Origin of the sequence: Jiangella anatolica (genome assembly GCF_003236295.1) — a bacterium.
Lineage (GTDB): Bacteria > Actinomycetota > Actinomycetes > Jiangellales > Jiangellaceae > Jiangella > Jiangella anatolica.
Map to the genome: position 1 here is coordinate 121,107 of NZ_POTW01000001.1, position 20,182 is coordinate 141,288.

At 73.5% G+C, this 20,182-nt stretch carries 18 protein-coding genes; 15 read left to right on the forward strand and 3 right to left on the reverse strand.

Annotated elements, in window-relative coordinates; all coding sequences use genetic code 11:
* Nucleotides 1-11: 11 nt before the first annotated feature.
* Genes C1I92_RS00485 through C1I92_RS00495 form a run of 3 tightly spaced genes read left to right on the forward strand, consistent with a single transcriptional unit; the run spans nucleotide 12 to nucleotide 2,904 of the window.
* Nucleotides 12-896, forward strand: coding sequence for an ABC transporter permease (locus C1I92_RS00485; protein ID WP_111252685.1), 885 nt, complete (start codon nucleotides 12-14; stop codon nucleotides 894-896).
* Nucleotides 893-1,894, forward strand: a complete 1,002-nt coding sequence (locus C1I92_RS00490) for an ABC transporter ATP-binding protein (protein ID WP_111252686.1) — start codon at nucleotides 893-895, stop codon at nucleotides 1,892-1,894. The genes C1I92_RS00485 and C1I92_RS00490 overlap by 4 nt, the downstream gene beginning before the upstream one ends.
* Nucleotides 1,891-2,904 (forward strand): ABC transporter ATP-binding protein, encoded by a 1,014-nt coding sequence (locus C1I92_RS00495; RefSeq protein ID WP_111252687.1) that lies wholly within the window; start codon nucleotides 1,891-1,893, stop codon nucleotides 2,902-2,904. Before C1I92_RS00490 ends, C1I92_RS00495 begins: the two co-directional genes overlap by 4 nt.
* On the opposite strand, the gene C1I92_RS00500 is transcribed toward C1I92_RS00495, so the two are convergent.
* Nucleotides 2,894-4,024 (reverse strand): NAD(P)/FAD-dependent oxidoreductase, encoded by a 1,131-nt coding sequence (locus C1I92_RS00500; protein ID WP_111252688.1) that lies wholly within the window; start codon nucleotides 4,022-4,024, stop codon nucleotides 2,894-2,896. The two genes, C1I92_RS00495 and C1I92_RS00500, sit on opposite strands and share 11 nt — an antisense overlap.
* Nucleotides 4,025-4,033: 9 nt before the next feature.
* Nucleotides 4,034-4,846 (reverse strand): UbiA family prenyltransferase, encoded by an 813-nt coding sequence (locus C1I92_RS00505; RefSeq protein WP_111252689.1) that lies wholly within the window; start codon nucleotides 4,844-4,846, stop codon nucleotides 4,034-4,036.
* A gap of 42 nt (nucleotides 4,847-4,888) precedes the next feature.
* Between C1I92_RS00505 and C1I92_RS00510 the strand changes: the two genes are divergently transcribed.
* Genes C1I92_RS00510 through C1I92_RS00520 form a run of 3 tightly spaced genes read left to right on the forward strand, consistent with a single transcriptional unit; the run spans nucleotide 4,889 to nucleotide 7,499 of the window.
* Entirely contained in the window at nucleotides 4,889-5,953 is a 1,065-nt protein-coding gene (locus C1I92_RS00510) for a type III polyketide synthase (RefSeq protein WP_111252690.1), read from the forward strand.
* A gap of 5 nt (nucleotides 5,954-5,958) precedes the next feature.
* The gene (locus tag C1I92_RS00515; protein ID WP_111252691.1) at nucleotides 5,959-6,480 is read left to right on the forward strand and encodes an isoprenylcysteine carboxyl methyltransferase family protein; all 522 of its coding nucleotides are present in this window, start codon (nucleotides 5,959-5,961) and stop codon (nucleotides 6,478-6,480) included.
* Nucleotides 6,477-7,499: an NAD(P)/FAD-dependent oxidoreductase gene (locus C1I92_RS00520; protein WP_111252692.1), complete on the forward strand. Its 1,023-nt coding sequence runs from the start codon at nucleotides 6,477-6,479 to the stop codon at nucleotides 7,497-7,499. Before C1I92_RS00515 ends, C1I92_RS00520 begins: the two co-directional genes overlap by 4 nt.
* Nucleotides 7,500-7,854: 355 nt before the next feature.
* Here C1I92_RS00520 and C1I92_RS00525 read toward each other — a convergent pair whose 3' ends face one another.
* On the reverse strand, nucleotides 7,855-8,847 hold the full coding sequence (locus C1I92_RS00525; protein ID WP_111252693.1) for a Gfo/Idh/MocA family protein: 993 nt from the start codon (nucleotides 8,845-8,847) through the stop codon (nucleotides 7,855-7,857).
* Between the two features lie 101 nt (nucleotides 8,848-8,948).
* Between C1I92_RS00525 and C1I92_RS00530 the strand changes: the two genes are divergently transcribed.
* From C1I92_RS00530 to C1I92_RS00570, 9 genes are all read left to right on the forward strand, one after another.
* Nucleotides 8,949-9,728, forward strand: coding sequence for an SDR family oxidoreductase (locus C1I92_RS00530; protein WP_111252694.1), 780 nt, complete (start codon nucleotides 8,949-8,951; stop codon nucleotides 9,726-9,728).
* Nucleotides 9,725-10,732 carry a Gfo/Idh/MocA family protein gene (locus tag C1I92_RS00535; RefSeq protein WP_199520816.1) on the forward strand — a complete coding sequence of 336 codons (1,008 nt, stop codon included), beginning with the start codon at nucleotides 9,725-9,727 and terminating at the stop codon, nucleotides 10,730-10,732. Before C1I92_RS00530 ends, C1I92_RS00535 begins: the two co-directional genes overlap by 4 nt.
* A complete protein-coding gene (locus C1I92_RS00540; RefSeq protein ID WP_111252695.1) occupies nucleotides 10,725-11,816 on the forward strand; it encodes a Gfo/Idh/MocA family protein in 1,092 nt (363 codons plus the stop codon). Before C1I92_RS00535 ends, C1I92_RS00540 begins: the two co-directional genes overlap by 8 nt.
* Nucleotides 11,817-11,853: 37 nt before the next feature.
* On the forward strand, nucleotides 11,854-13,860 hold the full coding sequence (locus C1I92_RS00545; protein ID WP_158563846.1) for a sialidase family protein: 2,007 nt from the start codon (nucleotides 11,854-11,856) through the stop codon (nucleotides 13,858-13,860).
* 61 nt (nucleotides 13,861-13,921) lie between these two features.
* On the forward strand, nucleotides 13,922-14,308 hold the full coding sequence (locus C1I92_RS00550; protein WP_199520817.1) for a RidA family protein: 387 nt from the start codon (nucleotides 13,922-13,924) through the stop codon (nucleotides 14,306-14,308).
* A 149-nt stretch (nucleotides 14,309-14,457) separates the two neighbouring features.
* A complete protein-coding gene (locus C1I92_RS00555; RefSeq protein WP_111252697.1) occupies nucleotides 14,458-15,384 on the forward strand; it encodes a dihydrodipicolinate synthase family protein in 927 nt (308 codons plus the stop codon).
* Nucleotides 15,381-16,541, forward strand: a complete 1,161-nt coding sequence (locus C1I92_RS00560; RefSeq protein WP_111252698.1) for a sialidase family protein — start codon at nucleotides 15,381-15,383, stop codon at nucleotides 16,539-16,541. Before C1I92_RS00555 ends, C1I92_RS00560 begins: the two co-directional genes overlap by 4 nt.
* Nucleotides 16,538-18,517, forward strand: a complete 1,980-nt coding sequence (locus tag C1I92_RS00565; RefSeq protein ID WP_111252699.1) for an exo-alpha-sialidase — start codon at nucleotides 16,538-16,540, stop codon at nucleotides 18,515-18,517. The genes C1I92_RS00560 and C1I92_RS00565 overlap by 4 nt, the downstream gene beginning before the upstream one ends.
* A 32-nt stretch (nucleotides 18,518-18,549) precedes the next feature.
* Entirely contained in the window at nucleotides 18,550-20,181 is a 1,632-nt protein-coding gene (locus C1I92_RS00570; RefSeq protein ID WP_111252700.1) for an ABC transporter substrate-binding protein, read from the forward strand.
* Nucleotide 20,182: the final 1 nt, after the last annotated feature.

The window sequence follows — 20,182 nt, forward strand, 5'->3', positions numbered from 1 at the left end:
GTGGTCCGCGAATGACGACCTTGGACACAGTGCCGGCCGACGCCGGCTCGGTCTCGCCCGGCCGCCTGGCGTTGCGCCGGTTCCGCCGGCATCGGCTGGCGGTGGCAGGCGCGATCATGCTCGTGCTGCTGACCGTGGGCGCCATCGTCCTGCCGTTCGTGGTCGGCGCCGACCCGAACGCGGTGGACCCGTCGGCGATCCGCCGCGGCCCGGCGGACGGGCATCCACTGGGCACCGACTCCGCCGGCCGCGACGTGCTGGCCCGGCTGCTGGCCGGTGGCCGGGTCTCGCTCCTCGTCGGGCTCAGCGCGGCGCTGATCGCCACGTCCATCGGGCTGGTGCTGGGCGCCGTGGCCGGGTACTTCGGCCGCTCGGTCGACGGCGCGCTGAGCCGGCTGGCCGACGTGGTGCTGTCGTTCCCGGCGCTGATCATCATCATCGTGGTGGTCGCGTTCGTGGGGCCGAGCCTGCCGACGCTGATCCTGTCGATCGGGCTGTTCGGCTGGCCGACGCCGTATCGCATCGTCCGCGGGATGACGTTGTCACTGCGCGAGCAGGACTCGATCCTCGCGGTCGGCGGGCTGGGCGCCGGTGCGGTGCGGATCATCCGCAAGCACGTGGTCCCGGTCGTGATCGCCCCGCTCACCGTGGTGGCGACGCTCGGCGTGGCGCAGGCGATCCTGCTGGAGGCGGCGCTGTCGTTCCTCGGCCTCGGGGTCCCACCGCCGACGGCGAGCTGGGGGAACATGCTCAACGAGGCACAGTCGCTGACGATCCTGGAGTCGATGCCGTGGCTGTGGCTGCCGCCGGGCATCGCGATCGCGGTCACGGTGATGGCGGTCAACTTCGTCGGTGACGGATTGCGCGACGCGGCCGACCCGAGGGCGGTCCGATGACCGAGCCGCTGTTGTCGATCGACGAGATCGTGACCGAGTTCCGCGTCGAGGGCGGCGTCGTTCGCGCCGTCAACGGCGTCAGCCTCGACGTCCGTCCGGGCGAGACCGTGGGCGTCGTCGGTGAGTCCGGGTCGGGCAAGAGCGTGACGATGATGTCGGCGCTCGGGCTGTTGCCGGGCCACGGCCGGGTGGTGGCCGGGCACGCCCGGTTCCGCGGCCGCGACCTGGTGGGGCTGGCCGAGCGGGAGCTGGAGCGGATCCGTGGCCGTGAGATCGGCCTGGTGTTCCAGGACCCGATGACGGCATTCAACCCGGTGATGACCGTGGGCGAGCAGATCGCCGAAGGACTGCGCCGGCACCAGGCCGGGCTGTCCCGGCGGGCGGCCGGAGCGCGGGTGGTGGAGCTGCTGGCCGAGGTCGGCATCCCGGCGCCGGAGCGGCGGGCCCGGCAGTACCCGCACGAGTTCTCCGGCGGCATGCGGCAGCGGGCGATGATCGCGATGGCGATGGCGAACCGGCCGGCGTTGATCATCGCCGACGAGCCGACGACGGCGCTGGACGTCACGATCCAGGCGCAGATCCTGGACCTGCTCGGGCGGGTGCAGCAGGAGACCGAGGCCGCGCTGATCATGATCACCCACGACCTCGGCGTGATCGCGGAGATGACGGAACGGGTGGTGGTCATGTACGCCGGGCGCGTGGTGGAGACCGCGGACGTGGACACGGTGTTCCACGAGGCCCGCCATCCCTACACCCGTGGCCTGCTGCGCAGCCTGCCGCGCCTGGACCACCGGGTGGCCGAGCTGCCCGCGATCGGCGGACAGCCGCCCAACCCGCAGGCGTTGCCGCCGGGCTGCTCCTACCGGCCGCGCTGCCCGCTCAACCAGGGCCGCGACGAGTGCCTGACCAGGCCCGAGCTGAACCCGGCGGGGCGCGGCCACCGGTCGGCGTGCCATTTCCACGCCGAGCTGGCCGGGCTGACGGGAGGAGTGGAATGAGCGCCGAGCTGCTGCGGGTCGAAGGACTGGTGAAGCACTTCCCGATCCGCGGCGGGGTGCTGCAGCGCCGGCGCGGCACGGTGCACGCCGTCGAGGGAGTCTCGTTCACCGTCGCCGCGGGCGAGACGCTGGCGCTGGTCGGCGAGTCCGGGTGCGGGAAGTCCACCGTAGGGCGCACGATCATGCGCTTCCACGAACCCACCGGCGGCACCGTCACGTTCGACGGCACCGACCTCTCCACCCTGTCGACCGCGCAACTGCGCCAGAAGCGGCGCGAGCTGCAGTTCGTGTTCCAGGACCCGTACGCCTCGCTGCCGGCGCGGATGCCGGCCGGCGACATCGTCGCCGAGCCCCTGCACATCCACGGCGTGGGCGACCGGGCCGGTCGCCGCGCACGTGTCCGCGAGCTGTTCGACCTGGTCGGACTGCCGGCCCAGGCCGTGTCGCGCTACCCGCACGAGTTCTCCGGCGGGCAGCGCCAGCGCATCGGGATCGCCCGGGCCCTCGCCCTTGAGCCGCGGCTGCTGATCCTCGACGAACCGGTGTCCGCGCTGGACGTGTCCATCCAGGCGCAGGTGGTCAACCTGCTCGCCCGGCTGCAACGCGAGCTCGGGCTGGCCTACCTGTTCATCGCGCACGACCTCGCCGTCGTGCGCCACCTCGCCCACCAGGTCGCGGTGATGTACCTCGGGCACATCGTCGAGTACGGCGACGCCGACACGGTGTTCACCCGGCCGGCCCACCCCTACACGCAGGCACTGCTGTCCGCGGTGCCGGTGCCCGACCCGCGGTTGCGCGACCCGGCTCGGCGGCGGCTGTTGCAGGGCGACCTGCCGAACCCGGCCGACCCGCCGTCCGGCTGCCCGTTCCGCACCCGGTGCTGGCGGGCGGACGACCGGTGCGCGGCCGAGCGCCCGGCGCTGCGGGTCCGGACCCCGTCAGGCGCCGACACGGCCTGCCACTATGCGGAGGAGGACGCGAGGAACGAGGGAGCCCGGCTCAGCGGGTGACGAGGGCGCGGGTCAGCCCGGTGAGGACCCGCCGGTTCAGCCGCCCGTGGCCGAGGCCGAGCTCGACGAGGTCGTCGAAGACCCCCTCGTCCCGGTCCGCGGCGACGATGCCGGCGGTCAGCACCGCGGGCAGCGCGGAGAGGCGGGCCGCGGCGGCGGTGTGGCGCAGGTGCCGGCCGAGGAAGGCGCGCACGGCTCTCCGATGCCGCGCGCCCGCGGTGCCGGGACGCCCGGCCGTGACGGCGGCCGCGGCCGCGCGCCCGGCCAGCGCGCCCGTCGACACGGCGTAGTGGAGGCCCTCGCCGGTCATCGGGTTGACCAGGCCGGCCGCGTCGCCGGCCAGCAGTAGCCGGCCGTCGGGCTGGGACCAGCGCCACGACGACAGCGGCAGGTGGTGGCCGCGCCAGTCGTCGCCATCGGCGGCACCGGGCAGCAGCTCGTCCAGCCGCCGCAGCAGCTCCGACCGGGACAGCCCGTCGGCGCCGAACACGCCGTAGCCGACGTTGGCCAGCCCGTCCCCGCGGTCGAAGCACCAGGCGTAGGCCTGCGTGCGCGCCGGGTCGAACGCGATGACCTGCCGGCCCGACCAGCGGGGCGGCGTCGCGACGTAGCCGCGCAGCGCGATGGCCCGGCGGCGGACGGCGGGCAGCCCGGCGGCGCGGCGGACGCCGGAGTAGGCGCCGTCCGCCCCGACGACCACCAGCCCAGTGACCTCGTCGTCGACGACCACGCGGCCGGGGAGCGGCCGGACGGTGCGCACCCGGCGCCGTTCGAACCGAGCCCCGGCGGCGACGGCGGCCGCCTGCAGCCGGTGGTCGAGGACGGTCCGCGGCACCACGTGGACCGGCCGCCGCATCGGGCGCGAGACCCGGCGGTCGCCGTGGGTCAGTTCCAGCCGCCGCACCGGCGCCCAGTCGTCCAGCAGGCCGGGCAGGCCGAGCGCGGCCAGCACGTCCGTCACGTCCGGCGCGACGCCGTCGCCACACGCCTTGTCGCGCGGGAAGTCGGCCCGGTCGAGCAGCAGCACGCGCAGGCCCGGCGCCGCCGTCAGCGCGCCGAGCGCCGCCGCTGCTCCGGCCGGGCCGGCGCCCACCACCACGAGGTCCCAGGGGTCGTCCATGTCAACCCACTACCCTCCGCCGCGCAGCACCAGCAGCACGACGTCGGCGAGCGCGATCGCCATGGCGGCGCGGAACGGCGTCGCGCCGCGGCCGCGCAGCGCCGCCACCACGAGCACGCCGACGACGGCCAGCCCGGCCCACGCCCACCCCGGCGGCCGGCCCGGACCCAGCACCACCAGCACCGACGCGGCCGCCAGGACCACGACCGCCGTCACCCGGGCGCGCACGGGCCCGAGCCGGTGCGGCAGCCCGCGCACGCCGGTCGCGGCGTCGTCGTCGAGGTCGGGCAGCACGTTGACCAGATGGGCGCCGACGCCGAGCAGGGCGCCGGCGGCGATCATCCAGGCCGGCGGCCACTCCGGCGGGTCCAGCGCCAGGCTCACCACCGCCGGCAGCAGCCCGAACGCGATCGCGTAGGGCAGCCACGACAACGCCGTCCGCTTGAGGACCAGGTTGTAGGCGACCCCGCAGCCGACGAGGAACAGGTGCACGAGGCCGGCCGCTGCGCCCAGCGCCAGCGACAGGACCACGCAGAGCACGGCCGCGACGGCGAGCGCGACCCGCACGGTCCGGGCCGTCACCCGGCCGGTGGCCAGCGGCTTGTCCGCGCGGCCGACGAGGCGGTCGCGGCCGGCGTCGATCAGGTCGTTGGACCAGCCGACGGTGAGCTGGCCGGTGAACACGGCCGCCATCACCAGGGCGAGCGTCGCGGGGGAGTGGCCCAGCCGCAGCGCCAGCAGCCCGCTCAGCGCTGTCACCGCCGCCGTCGGCTCCGGGTGGCAGGCGCGGACCAGACCGCCCGCCGCCACATTCACCGTCACCGTTCGGAGTTTAGGGGCGCGGAATTCGTGTAATACGAGTTCATGACGCGAATTCTGGCCGTGCGCGGGGCCCTGCCGGACCACAAGTACGCGCAGTCGGAGCTGACCGCGCAGTTCGCCGGCCTGATCGCGCCGGCCGGCCGGTACGACCGCGCGCTGCTGGAACGCATCCATGCCAACGCGGGCGTGAGCACCCGGCACCTCGCGCTGCCGATCGAGCGCTACGCCGGGCTCGCCGACTTCGGCGCCGCCAACGACGCGTTCATCGCCGCCGCCGTCGAGCTGGGCGCCCGGGCGATCACCGACGCGCTGGACGCCGCCGGGCTGGCACCGGGCGACGTCGACCTGATCGTCTCGACCACCATCACCGGCATCGCCGTCCCGTCGCTGGACGCCCGCATCGCCGGCCGGATCGGGCTGCGCCCGGACGTGAAGCGGGTGCCGATCGTCGGCCTCGGCTGCGTCGCCGGCGCCGCGGGGATCGCCCGCGTGCACGACTACCTGCTCGGCCACCCCGGCGAGGTCGCGGTGCTGCTTTCGGTGGAGCTGTGCTCGCTGACGGTGCAGCGCGACGATTCGTCGATCGCCAACCTCGTCGCCAGCGGGCTGTTCGGCGACGGCGCCGCCGCCGTCGTCCTTGGCGGCGAGGAGCGTGCCGCCGGGCCGCCGGACCGGCCGGCCGTGCTGGCCAGCCGGAGCCGGCTCTACGAGGACACCGAGCGGACGATGGGCTGGGACATCGGCGCGACCGGCCTGCGCATCGTGCTGAGCGCCGACGTGCCCGAGCTGGTGCGCGGCCAGGTCGGCGTCGACGTCGGCGGCTTCCTGTCCGATCAGGGTCTGAGCCGGGCCGACATCGGGTGGTGGGTGTGCCATCCCGGCGGGCCGAAGGTGCTGGAGGCCATGCAGGACGCGCTCGGCGTTGACCGGGCCGCGCTGGCGCTGACGTGGGACTCGCTGGACCGCATCGGCAACCTCTCGTCGGCGTCGGTGCTGCACGTCCTCGCCGACACGCTGGAGCTGCGCCCGCCCACACCCGGGTCGTATGGGATCGTGCTGGCCATGGGCCCCGGCTTCTGCCTCGAACTCGTCCTGCTGCGAGCGTGACGACCATGTCGGAGATCCTCTTCACCGTGCTGGCCGGACTGGTCGGCCTGGAACGCCTGGCCGAGCTGGTCGTGTCGAAGCGGAACGCAGCCTGGAGCTTCGCCCGCGGCGGCGTCGAGTTCGGCCGCGGCCACTTCCCCTTCATGGTCGTCCTGCACACGGGCCTGCTGGCCGGCGCCGTCGCCGAGGTGTGGATCCGCCGGCCGGAGTTCGTGCCCGCGCTCGGCTGGACGATGCTGGCGCTGGTCGTGGCGTCGCAGGCGCTGCGCTGGTGGTGCATCGCGACGCTCGGTCGCCAGTGGAACACCCGGGTCATCGTGGTTCCCGGGTTCTCTCTCGTGCACGAGGGGCCGTACCGGCTGCTGCGGCACCCGAACTACGTCGCCGTCGTGGTCGAGGGGTTCGCGCTGCCGCTGGTGCACTCGGCCTGGATCACCGCGGTCGTGTTCACCGCCGTCAACGCCGGCCTGCTCGCCGTCCGCCTCTCGGTCGAGAACCGCGCCCTGGCCGAGCTCGCGCCGAGATGATCGACGTCATCGTCGCCGGTGGCGGCCCGGCCGGGCTGACGGCGGCGGTGCTCGCCGCGCGCAGCGGCCTGGAGGTGGTGGTGCACGAGCCCCGCTCCGCCCCGATCGACAAGGCCTGCGGCGAGGGGCTGATGCCCGGCGCCGTCGCCGCGCTGGCCGCCCTGGGCGTCGACCCGGATGGGCAGCCGCTGCGCGGGATCCGGTACGTGTCGGGCCCTCGGTCGGTCGCGGCGGACTTCCGCGCCGGACCGGGCCGCGGCGTCCGCCGGACCACGCTGCACGCCGCGCTGCGCTCGGCCGCCGACGCCGCCGGCGTCCCCGTCCTGCCGGACGCCGTCGAGTCCGTGGAGCAGCACCCCGACGGGGTCGTGGTCGACGGCGTCCGCGCCCGGTACCTCGTCGCCGCCGACGGCCTGCACTCGCCGATCCGCCGCCGGCTCGGCCTGGACCGCCCGGTGGCGCGGGCGCGCCGGTTCGGGCTGCGCCGGCACGTCCGGCTGGCGCCCTGGACGGACTATGTGGAGGTGCACTGGGCGCCGGCGGCCGAGGCCTACGTGACGCCGGTCGGGCCGGACCTCGTCGGCATCGCGATGCTGACCAGCACACGAGCGCCGTTCGACCGGCACCTCGACGCGTTCCCGGCGCTGCGGGAGCGCATCGACGGCTTGCCGCTGACGGCGGTGCGCGGCGCCGGCCCGCTGCGGCAGCGGTCGCGGCGGCGGGTCGCCGGGCGGACCCTGCTGGTCGGCGACGCCGCCGGCTACGTCGACGCGCTCACCGGCGAGGGCGTGGCGCTGGGCATGGCGCAGGCCCGTGCCGCCGTCGCGGCCATCGTCGCCGGCGAGCCGGCCCGTTACGAGGTGGCCTGGCGGCGGCTCACCTGGCGCTACGAGCTCCTGACCCGGGCCCTCGTCGGCGCGACCTCGATCGGCCCGGGCCGGCGGGCCCTCGTCCCGGCCGCGGTCGCCTGGCCGCGGCTGTTCGGCGGCGCGGTGAACGTCCTGGCCGGCCGGGACTGATCCGGAGCGAGCACCTCGGCGGATGGGTGCCTTGGCACGCTCCAGTGTCGTGCTTGGCTCGCTGTAGATGACCTCATGCGCCTGGAATGTCGCGTTTGTGGAGCGCTTGGGCGTGCCAAGGGCGCGGGCACCTCAGCCGCTGTCGGCGCTCATGCGGTGTCGGCGCGGGTGACGTGCGCACGGCGCGCGTGCCACCAGATCGGGACGCCGCGCTGTATCGGGACCACGGCGGCGGGTGCGCCGGGGTGCGCGCGGCTTGGCACGCTCCAGTGTTGTGCTTGGCTCGCCGCAGGTGACCAGATGTGCCCGAAATGCCGTGATCGTGGAACCCGTGAGCGTGCCAAGGCTGCCCGGGTCAGCTCCGGTCCGACTCGACGGCGGTCCAGTCGCCGGACGCGGCCGAGGCGCGCAGGGCGTCGGCGACGGCGAGGGCGGCCAGGCCGTCGTCGAGCCCGACGAGGGGAGCGGCGGCGCCGGCGGCCACCTCCAGCAGGTGGTCGAGCTGGCGGCCGAGTGCGGCGGCGGGCGGCTCGGCGAAGCTCTGCAGCCGGTCGGCGTCCTCGCCGGCGCGGCGCAGGGTCAGCGTGCCGCGGCCCACGTCGGCCAGCAGCGATCCGCCGGTGCCCACGACGTGGATGGTCCGGGTGCCGCGCGGCTCGACGTAGTCGAGGTGGAACGCGCCGGTCACCCCGCCGACGTGGGTCAGCAGGCCGTCGACGACGTTGGGCTCCTCGACGTGCGGCACGCCCCGAACCGTCCGGGCGACGGCGAGGCAGCGGGTGACCGGGCCGAAGAACCAGCGCAGGTAGTCCCACTCGTGCGAGTAGTCGCGGTAGAGGCGGTCCGGCTCCGGCGTCGCGAACCGCGACACGGCGGCGGTGATCGTCCCGTAGGCGCCGAGCATGACCTGGAACGACGTGGGCTCGCCGACCAGGCCGTCGGCCAGCGCCGAGCGCACCGCCCGCACGACCGGCCGGTGCCGCAGCACGTAGCCGACCAGCACCGGCGTCCCCGTGGCGCGGATCCGCCCGGCCGCGTCGGCCGCGTCGGCCGTGCTGGGCGCCAGCGGCTTCTCCACCAGCGTGGGGATGCCGCGGCCGGCCGCCGCCTCCAGCTGGGGCAGGTGGAACTGGTCCGGCGCCGCGATCACCAGCGCGTCCGGGCGCAGGTCGAGCAGCGCCCCGAAGTCGTCGACGGTCCGCTCGACGCCGCGCTCGTTGGCGCGTTCGCGCAGCTCCGGATCGGGATCGAAGGCGACGACGCGGACGCCGGGGCGCCCCACGAGCACGTCGAGGTGCTGCCGCCCGATGGATCCCAGCCCGCTGACCGCCACCCGTGTCACCGGCATGTAACGTCCTCCAGTTCCATCGAATGAAACAACGAGTACTGACTGTCGGAACTCACTGCTACCATCCCGCCAATGCCACGTCAACGAGAGGGGGACGGCGGATGAGCGTGCTGGACCGGTTCGGGCTGACCGGCCGGATCGCCGTGGTGACCGGTGGGACCGGACTCTACGGACAACCGTTCGCCGCCGCGCTGGCCGAGGCCGGGGCGCACGTGGTCGTGACCTCGCGGCGGGCCGAGGCGGCCGAGCGTGCGGCCGCAGAGCTGCGCGAGCTCGGCGGATCGGCCAGCGGCCTGCCGCTGGACCTGGCCGACCCGGCGTCGATCGAGGCGTTCCACCGAGCCCTCGTGGACACCCAAGGCCGGGTCGACGTTCTGGTCAACAACGCCGTGCACCGGGCCGGCGGCGACCTGTTCGGCACCACCGCGACCGACTGGGACGACACCTCCGCGGTCAACTCGCGCGGGCTGTTCCTGCTCACCCAGGCGGTCGCCGCGACGATGGTCGAGCAGCGCTCCGGCTCCATCGTCAACATCGGCTCCATCTACGGGCTGGTCGGCCCGGACTTCCCGGTGTACGAGGGCACCGACATCATGTCGCCGCTGTTCTACGCCTACGACAAGGCCGGCATGGTCGGCTTCACCCGCTACCTCGCCTCGGCGCTGGGCCGGCACGGGGTGCGGGTCAACTGCCTCTGCCCGGGCGGGCTGCTCAGCGGCCAGGAGCAGACCTTCGTCGACGCGTACTCCGCCCGCGTCCCGCTCGGCCGGATGGCCACCGAGGACGACGTCACCGGCGCGCTGGTGTTCCTCGCGTCCGACGCGTCGGCCTACGTGACCGGCGTGACCTTGCCGGTCGACGGCGGCTGGACCGCCAAGTGACGGGGATCGCGGTGCTGGGCTCGGGTGGCATCGCCCGCGCGCACGTCGCCGCGCTCGGCCGGGTGCCGGGCGTCCGGGTCACGCACGTGCTCGGGTCCGACCCGGGCCGCGCGGCGGCGGTCGCGGCGCTGGCTTCAGGCGCCACCGCGACGGCCGACCTGGACGCCGTCCTGGCCGACCCGGACACCCACGGCGTGTACGTGTGCGGGCGGACCGCGGACCATCCCGCCCGCACGCTGGCCGCCATCGCGGCCGGCAAGCACGTCATCGTCGAGAAGCCGCCGGCCCGCGACCTCGCCGACTTCGACGCGATGGCGGCGGCCGCACGGTCGGCCGGGGTGCGGCTGATGGTCGGGCAGACGGTGCGGTTCCAGCCGGCCGTCGCGACGCTCGAGGCGGCGTGCCGGTCCGGGCGCGTCGGCGATCCGCGGCTGCTGCACCTGAACTGGTACGTCGGGCACGTGTGGCCGGGCGCGTGGCGCAGCTGGCAGCTGGACCCGCGGCAGTCCGGCGGGCACCTCGTCCACAACGGCATGCACCCGCTGGACCTGGCGATCTGGCTGCTCGGCGGCCGGCCGGAACGCGTCTTCACCCGCGGCTGGTGCACGCACGCGCCGGAGATGCCGACGCCGGACAGTTTCCACCTGACCGTCCGGTTCGCCGGCGGCGCCCTGGCCATGATCGAGGTCTCCTACGGACTGCGGGACCCGGGCGACGTGCTGCGCCGGATGGTGCTCTGCGGCACCGACGGGACACTCGCGCACCACACCGCCGACGACACCGCGCCGAGCGACGGCGGGCCGCCGGCGCCGCTCGCCTCGACTGGCGACGCCGTCCAGCGGCAGGCCGAGCACGCCGCCGCCGTCGTCGCCGGACGGGCCGAGCCGCTCGTCGAGCTGCGGCACTCCCGCTGGGCGCTGGCGGCGGCGATCGCGGCGCAGCGGTCGCTGGAGACCGGCCGGCCGGTCGACGTCGCGGCCGGGGGAGGAGACCTCGATGGCTGAACCGCTGCGGACGGTGCTCGTGGGCGCGGTCCGGCACGCCACCGGCTACGCCGAGCTGCTGGCCGCTCACCCCGGCTACGTGCTCGCCGGCGTCGCGGAGAGCGACGACGCCGATGCGCACGCCAGGTCCGACGCCCGGGCCGTCGCCGCCGCGCAGGGGGTGCCGCTGTGGCGGCCGGAGGACGTCTCGCCGGACCGGGCCGACGTCGCGGTGATCTGCTCCGAGCCCACCCGGCACGCCGTCCTGGCCGAGCGGATGCTCGGGCTCGGCCTGCACGTGCTGGTCGACAAGCCGCTGGCCACCGACGTCGCGGCGGCCTGCCGCGTGGTCGAGGCGGCCCGCGCCGCGGGGCGGCACTGCGCCGTTGTGACCCGCGCGCTGGCGCCGCCGATACGCCGGCTGCGCGACTGGGTCGACTCCGGCCGGCTCGGGCTGCCGCGCAGTGTCGACGCCGAGTTCCTGTCCAGCGGGACGCACTTCGCCGCCTCGGTCGAGCGGCCCGAGCTGCTGACCGACCCGCGGCTGTCCGGCGGCGGCGAGGTGATGAACGTCCTCGGCTATCCCGTCGACGACATCCGCGCCGCCACCGGCTGCGAGCCCGTCGAGGTGTTCGCCGAGGCGGGGACGCTGTTCTGGGACGAGCACCGCTCGCACGGCGTCGAGGACGTCGCCGTCGTCTCGGCGCTGTTCACCCACGGCCTGACGGCGTCGATCGTGGTGGGCCGGGTGCCCGCGGCGCCGGGCCCGGGGCCGGGGACGTACACGCTGCGGCTGATCGGCTCGCACGGCCATGTCGAGGTCGACGTGGCCGAGCCGGCCGTGCGGCTGTACTCCGGTGACGGCGCGGAGCGGCTCCCGATCGACCGGTCGCCGGTCGCGGCGGTCCTGGACGACCTGCACGCCGCCATCCGCACCGGGCGCCGGCCGGCCTACGACTGCGCCGACGCGGCGGTCGCGGTGGCGACCATCGACGCCGTGTACCGATCGCTGGCCAGCGGGGCCCCAGAACCGGTCGACGCCGGATCCGCCACCGAGCCCGAGGCCGACGTATCGCCACGCAGCAGTGAGGAACGAGCACCTTGATCGGTCAGGTTCCGCCGGACTCTCTCTGGAGGTCTCCATGCAACTGCGACGCCATGGTTCGCTGTTCGCCGGCCTGCTCTTGGCCAGCTCGGCGGCGGTGGTCCTCGACGAGGGCGCCGCGCTGGCGGCAACGACTCCGCTCACCCCGTTGAGCTCGAGCTGGATTCTTCCGGTCGGGGGCCCGGAAAGCGGAAGCGCGCCGGCGCTGACGCGTGCGCTGAATGGCGACATCGTCATGTCGTATTCCACGGGGCTGGAAGATTCCGACGCGGCTGTCCGCGTGCGCCGGTCGGCCGACCAAGGTGTGACCTGGACGCCGTACGTCCAGATCTTCACGGGCAGTGCCGGCGTGAACGGGAACGCCGCGGTCGGCATGACGACATTGGCGGACGGGACCATTCTGTTGCCGTTCACCGCGGGCCGGGTCTACCAGCGGTACACGAACAGAGAGACAGACACCTACGTCGCCAGGTCCACCGACAACGGCGTCACATGGACCGGAACCACGACGCCGATCAGCCTGCCGGCGCCTTGGAACGGCGCTGACGTGCTCAACGCGACCTACGGCCGGATCGTCGACCTGGGCGGCGGCGTGCTGCTGATGCCTGTGTTCGGAACATCGACGCAGACTCCTCTGAGTGGCCCGACCAATGCGCCGCTCAGCAATCCGGTTCCATATCAGGCCGGCGTGTTCAGGTCACTCGACAACGGACTGACGTGGTCCAGCTACGCGCGGATCGGCGTGGACGACAACAGCCAGGTGCTCTACTACAACCTCAACGGAAAACTTCCGACCGCCGTATCCGAGCCCACCGTCACGAGGCTTCGCGACGGCCGGCTCATGGCGCTCCTGAGATATGAGACCGTCCTCCAGCCGCACGCCTACTTCGTCTCCTACTCGTCCGATAGCGGCGTGACCTGGTCCGATCCGGTGAAGACACCGTTGATCGGGCGTACCGGGACGCTCGATCAGGCGCCGTGCTCGTCGGACCTGCCGAGCGGGCGGTCGAAACTGATCGTCGGATACCTGGATTTCAACGCGTTCCCGAAGCTCGCGATTCGCCAGTCGTTCGACGACGGCGCTCAATGGCGGGATCCGGTGTACGTCCAGCGGCCCGCGGGGTCACCGACCACCGGGCACGACTACTATCCCGACTTCCTCGAGCTCCCGGGGAACAAGCTCCTGGTCGTATACACAGCAAACATTCCAGGCGTGGGGTTGCGGCTCGCGTCGCAAACCTTCCAGGACACGAACGCTGCCGCCTGCAATGCCGATCTGACCTCGGACGACTCCGCGACCAGCGCGACTCCCGCGTTCTTCGTGAAATCGGGAGACTGGTCCGGCCAGTCGTGGAACTACAGTTCCCGGCACGTCGTGGGCTCGTCGACCACTGCTCTCAGTGTGTTGATCGCCGCGCATGCGCAGGGAGTCGGGTGTAGTGGCGCAGGTGTCCAGGCCTACGAGGACGGCGTCCAGCTGAATCCGTCGCTGAGTTTCGCGGCGAACCAGCTCACCGACGGCGACACCATCGAGCTTCGAGGACCGATCTGGTCCGGGTTCACGACGGCGGGCTATGCGGACGCGGACGGCGGCTGGTTGTCGCCCGGCCCCGTGCTGACGGCCGATCCGTCGGTCCAGCACAAGTTGATGGGATTCCCGAAATACTGCGATTACCGGGCGGCTCTGGACTACCACGGCAGAAGTATCGGTGCAAGGTTCACCGTGGGCTCGGGGCAGATGGTCACCGGCATTCACTTCCGGGACAGTGACGGCTCCTGGTCCATTCCGGCCAGCGCGTTCACGGTGTGGAAGAGCCCGGACAACCGGAACTGGTTCCAGGTTCCGTTCAGCCTCTCCACGACGACCGAGGCTGGGTCCGGACGCAGCATCCTTCACTTCACGGGCATCAATACCGCGGGCCCGTACCTGAAGGTCAACGTGAATTACATGTCCCCATCCGGCTACCAAGTGATCATCGACAGTATGCGCGCGGATGTATGGGTCACCTGCAACGTTGCGGGCAACGGGTGTGCTGCCACCTAGGTCGAGCCGACGAACTGAAGTTCGTGGCGAACGTCGCCACACCCAACAGAGAGGAAACACCTTGATCGAGCATTTCGCGCCGGATCCGGACGCGCCGTACTCGCCGGCGGTGCGGGCGGGCGGCTGGCTGTTCGTCTCCGGCCAGGCGTCGACCGACCCGGAGACCGGCGCGTTCATCCCGGGGACCTTCGACGAGGAGTTCGCCCGCAGCGTCGAGAACCTGCGCCGCGTGCTGCGCGAGGCCGGCGCGCGGGAGGAGCAGATCGTCAAGATCGCCGCCTTCGTCCGCGACGAGGCGAGCCTGCCGCGTTACAACGAGCTGTACCGCGAGACGTTCAAGCACCCGCGGCCGGCGCGGACGACCTCGTCGATGGGCTTCGACTTCCTGCAGGTCGAGCTGGAGTGCATCGCCTACGTCGGCGACGACGTTCCGACAAGCGAAACGTAACGGTCCAATTTCGTGCGCCCGGAACTCTTGACACCAGAGCCCGGGCAGACAGACTACTGAAACAACGCGTTCTGATTGGTGGAACGCAGGTGTCGGTCCGCAAGACCCGAAGTCGTCCCCCATCCGACCGAATTCGTGTGGAGAGATACATGACCGACCGAGCTCTGCCGACCGGCGTGGTGACTCCGCTGGTGGTGTTCCTGACCGAGGACGGCGCACCGGACCGCGCCGCGACCAAGGCCCTCGTCGAGCACCAGATCGCGGCCGGCGTCAGCGGCCTGCTCGTCAACGGCTCGACCGGGGAGCTGGGCCAGCTGACCCCGGCCGAGCGGTCGGCCGTGCTGCGGGCCGTCGTGGAGACGGTGGCCGGCCGGGTGCCGGTCTGGGCCGGGGTCGCCGGGCACGGCACGGCCGATGCCGTGACGGCCGCCCGCGACGCCGAGGCCGACGGCGCCGACGCCGCGCTGGTGCTGCCGCCGCTGTTCTTCGACACCAGCGACGCCGAGCTGGCCGTGCACTTCCGCACGGTCGCCGCGGCCATCGGCCTCCCGGTGCTGGCCTACGACGTGCCGGCGCGGACGCCGCGCAAGCTGCCGCTGCCGCTGGTGCGCGACCTCGCCGAGGAGGGCGTGCTGCGCGGCCTGAAGGACTCGTCCGGGAACCTGACGGCGGGCCGGCAGCTGTGCGCGGCGACCGAGCACGTGGCCGGCTTCGTCACCTACCTCGGCTCCGAGATCACTCTGGACCTCGCCGCCTACCTCGGCTTCGACGGCGTCGTGCCCGGGCTGGCGAACATCCTGCCCGCGTCGGCGGTCGAGGTGTTCGACGCCGCGCGGTCCGGCGACCCGGCCCGCGCCGCGGAGGCGCAGCGCACCTACCAGCGGCTGCTGGACATCCTCGACGTGCCGCTGGACGGCGCCGGGTTCTCGGCCCGGGCGATCGCCGCGATCAAGGTGGCCGCCGCCGTCGTCCTGGACCTGCCCGTGCCGCGCACGACGGCGCCGTTCACACAGCCCGACGCCGCGTTCGTGGCCGGCGTGACGGAGCTCGTCCAGCAGACGCGGACGCCGCGATGACGGCCCCGGCGTCCGAGCTGACGGTCACCGGCAGCGGTGTCGTCCTCGACTCGGTCCCGGCCATGTTCCCCGGCCTCACCTGGGCCGGCGACGAGCTGCTGGCGAGCTACTCCACGGTGCCCGACGGCTGGCCGGGCGGCACCGTCGGCGTCGTGCGCTCCGGCGACGGCGGCCGGACCTGGTCGGCGCCGCACACCGTCGCGGAGCCGGCCGACGGCGTCGACGCCGTGCTGAACGCCGTCGGCATGGTGACCCTGAGCGACGGCACCGTCCTGCTGCCGTACAACGGCGTGCGCTGGACGCCGGGCGCGGGCGTGGGCGGGCGGGTCATCAGCCTGCACCTGCTGCGCTCGGCCGACGGCGGCCGGACCTGGACCGGCGGCGAGCCGATCGATCCCGGCTTCTATTGGCCAGGTGTCTACGGACGGCTGCTGGAGCTGCCCGGCGGCCGGCTGCTCTGGCCGATCTGGGGCCAGCGCACCGCCGCCGAGCGGTGGCGGTCGGCGCTGCTGGAGTCCGCCGACGGCGGCCACACCTGGACCACGGGCGCGACCATCGGCTACGACCCGGACGCCCGGCTGGCCGGCGCCTACGCGACGCCCGAGGTGGGCGGGCTCGGCGCCGACGGGAACCCGGACGTCGCGCACACGACCGACCCCGACTTCCGCCCGCACAGCCCGATCGACGGCTTCACCGAGACCACCGTCCTGCCCACCGGCGACGGCCGGCTGCTGGCCGTGGTGCGTCAGCAGGGCGTCGGCGGCGACGACACCATGCAGCTGTTCCGCTCGGAGTCGGCCGACGACGGCGCCACCTGGACGACGCCGGAGCGGATCGGCTTCGCCGGCATGTCGCCGCTGCTGCACCGCGCGGCGGACGGGGCGGTCCTGCTGGCCACCCGCCGGTTCGCACCCGACGGCGGCCCGACGCCGCCCGGCGTGGAGGTGCGGGTCAGCCGCGACGACGGCGGCTCCTGGTCCGCGCCGGCGCCGCTGCGCGACCCGCACGGCTACCAGTACACCGCGGAGTACCAGTGCGGCTACCCGGCGATGGCGAACCTCGCCGACGGCTCCGTCCTCACCGTCTTCTACAGCTACGCGCCGGGCACGGGCCGGTTCCTGGCCTGGAACACCGTGCGGACGGAGGCGGCCCGGTGACGCGCGTCGCGGCGCTCGCCGCCACCGTCGCGCTGGCCCTCGCCACGGCGGCGCCCGCGCCGGTCGCCGCCGGCGCCGCCGAGGCGCCGGACCCGGCGCTGCGCGTCGTCGACGCCTGGAACGTCACCGGTCCGGAGACGTTTCCCGGCGAGGCGACGCTGCCGGCCCAGCGTCCGGCGCTCACCCGCGCGCCGAACGGCGACCTGCTGGCCGCGTTCAACACCTCCGGCGACGCGCACCCGGGCGGTCAGCTGCGGATGATCAGGTCCACCGACGAGGGCCGGACGTGGGGACCGTCGGAGGTCGTGGCCGAGCCGAGACTGTTCGGCGTGCGCGGCAGCATCGCGGCCACCCGCGGCATGGCCACGCTGTCCGACGGCACCATCCTGCTGCCGTACAACGACGCGGTGAACCACACGAACTACAACAACCGCGAGTCGGTGCTGTTCGTGGCCCGCTCCGCGGACAGCGGCCGGACCTGGACCGGGCGGGACGAGCCGGTCGCGCTGCCGATCCCGATCCGCGAGGCGCACGTCGGCGGCGGCCGGATCCTCGAGCTGGCCGACGGCACCCTGCTGCTGCCGATCTGGGGCGCGCTCGAGCTGGTCGACGACTGGCAGACCGACCCGATGCGCTGGCGCTCCGGTGTGCTGCGCTCCTTCGACGGCGGCCGGACCTGGAGCGACTACCAGACCATCGCCTACGACCCCAACAACCCGCCGCAGTTCCCGCCGTTCCACAGCGCCAACTACACCAGCGGCGCGAACGAGCTGGCCCTGCAGGAGCTGCCGGACGGCCGCATCGTCGCGGTGATCCGCTATGCCACCGGGGTCGGGCCCAACCGGGCGCAGGTGTACCTGTCCTACTCCGCCGACGCCGGCGCGACGTGGACGGCACCGGTGGCCACCGGCCAGCAGGCGGAGGCGCTGTCGCTGACGTACGCGCCCTGCACCGACCGGCTGGCCGCGGGCCAGGCCAAGCTGCTGATGGGCCACCGTGAACTCGATGCCGCGGGCACCCGGATCGGCCAGGCCGCCCTGCACGTCTCCTTCGACGGCGGCGTGACGTGGACCGGCAAGGTGCGGCTGCGCGACCCGTCCGGCGCGGCGAACCTGGGCGCCGCCACCGGCGAACCGGACTTCCTGCGCCTGTCCGACGATCGGCTGCTCGTGCTGTTCCAGGTGTTCCTGCCGGGGCAGCCGTCGAAGGTCGTCGCCAACGTCGTCGAGGATGCCACTGACACCGCCACCTGCCAGGCACAGGCCGACGCCGCCGCCGCGACGGCGCAGGCGTCGCCCACGTTCTTCGTCGACCGCGCGGACCGGGACCAGTGGGCCTGGCCGTTCGCCAGCCGCAAGGTCACCCATCCGGCGACGACGACCGTCGGCGCCGTGATCGACGCGGCCGCCGGGGGCCTGTCGTGCGCCGGTCCCGGCCTCCGGCTGACCCTGGACGGCCGGATCCTCGACCGGTCGGACACCCTCGCCGCCGCGGGCGTCGGCAACGGGTCGGTGTTGGAGGTGAGCGGTCCGCCGCCGAGCCATCCGTGGCGGGTCGGGTTCGCCGAGCTGGACACCGCGCCGCAGACGCGGCACGTCTACGGCTGGGACCGCGCCTGCGCGCCGGCGTCGCTCGCGCTGGACTACCGGGCCCGCTCGCTCGGCCTGGACGTGCGCATCCCCGCCGCGCACGGCATCAGCGCCGTCGAACTGCGCGACCGGGACGCCGCGACCCGGCTCACCGGCGCGGACTACCGGCTGTTCAGCAGCCCGGACAACGAGACCTACACCGAGGTCACCGGCTGGTCGTTCAGCTCCCGCGTGGTGAACGGCCGGGTGGTCCACCGGTTCGACGGCCTCGCGGTGACCGACCGCTATCTGAAGATCCATCAGCCGCACACGACCACGTCGTACAGCTTCGTGCTGGGCGACCCGCGCGCTGACGTCAACGTGGAGTTCGCCAGCCGGCGCCGTTGAGGCTCCCGGCTCGACATCGAAGGGGCACTACCGTGATTGGACGACGTAATCGGTCGATCGCCGCAGCTCTGGCCGGCCTGGCCCTGCTGGCGGCGGCCGCCTGCTCCGGTCCCGACGAGGACACCGGCTCGACGGGCGGCGGCTCCGGCGCGCCGGCCGGCGACCGCGAGGTGACGGTGCAGCTCTACCAGGCGCCGCGCGGCTTCAGCCCGCTGCTGGCGTCGATCGGCCCGGACCACCTGATGGAGCAGCTGCACTGGGACTCCCTGGTGTCGGCGACCCCCGACGGCGAGTACGGCGCCCGCCTGGCCGAGAGCTGGGAGGTGTCGCCGGGCGGCACGACCTGGACCTTCCAGCTGCGCGACGACGTGGTGTGGAGCGACGGCGAGCCGTTCACGGCCGACGACGTCGTCTTCACCTACAACCTGTACGCCAACCCGGCCACCGGCAGCGCCTACGCGGGCAAGTTCGGCACCGTCACCGGCGCGGCCGCGCTGGCCGACGGCACCGCCGACTCCGTCGCCGGCTTCCAGGCGCCGGACGAGCACACCTTCGTCATCCAGCTCGACCAGCCGAACGTCGCGCTGCTGGACGAGCTCGTGCAGCCGATCCTGTTCATCCTGCCCGAGCACGTCGTCAGTGAGCTGCCGCTGGAGGGCCTGGCGGAGAACCCGTTCTTCCGCGAGCCCACCGTGGGCCTCGGGCCGTATGTGTTCCAGCGCTGGGTCACCGACGACCAGGTCGAGTTCGCGGCCAACCCGGAGTACCGCGACGAGCTGGGCCTGGACCGGATCTTCACCCAGTACGTGACCACCGACGTGGCGTCGGCTCAGCTGGAGACCGGCGAGATCGACTTCGCCCAGGTGGCGGCGCCCGACGTCGCCCGGGTCGAGGGTCTGGACGGCGTCACGCTGCACCGGGCCGAGGGCCCGGGCGTGCTGGCGCTGCACACCGCCCATGACTCGGGCAAGCTGGCCGACCCGCGGGTCCGGCAGGCGATCATGTACGCGATCGACCGCGAGGCGCTGGTCGAGGAGGTCCTGTCCGGTGAGGGCAAGGTCATCGACACGCTGGTGCACGGCCCGGAGTGGGCGATGCCCGACGACCTCGTCCACTACGGGTATGACCCGGACAAGGCGCGCGAGCTGCTGGCCGAGGCCGGCTGGGACCCGGCGACAGAGGTCCGCCTGGAAATCGTGCCCGGCCAGCGCGACCGGGACACCGCGACGACCATCGTCGCCGCCCAGCTGCAGGAGGTCGGCATCAACGCCCAGGTGCAGCCGTACGAGGCGGCCCAGCTGTCCGAGTCGATCGGCAAGCGCGACTTCGACCTGCTCATCTCCGGCTATGGTCTGTTCACCATCGACCCCGCGTCGATGAACGCCCGGCTGACGTGCGCGCAGGTCGGCGGCGCGAACATCTCCGCGTACTGCAACGAGGAGCTGGACGCGCTGCTCCAGCAGGGCGTCGCCACCACCGACCAGGCCGAGCGGGAGGAGATCTACGCGCAGGCGCAGCGCATCGTCAACGAGGAGGTGCCGATCTTCGTGCTCTACGTGCCGAACACGCTCGCGGCCACCAGCGACCGGTTGCAGGGCTTCGAGCTGAACCCGTCGACGGTCGACGCCTTCTGGAACGCGGCCGAGTGGACCGTGAGCAGCTGAC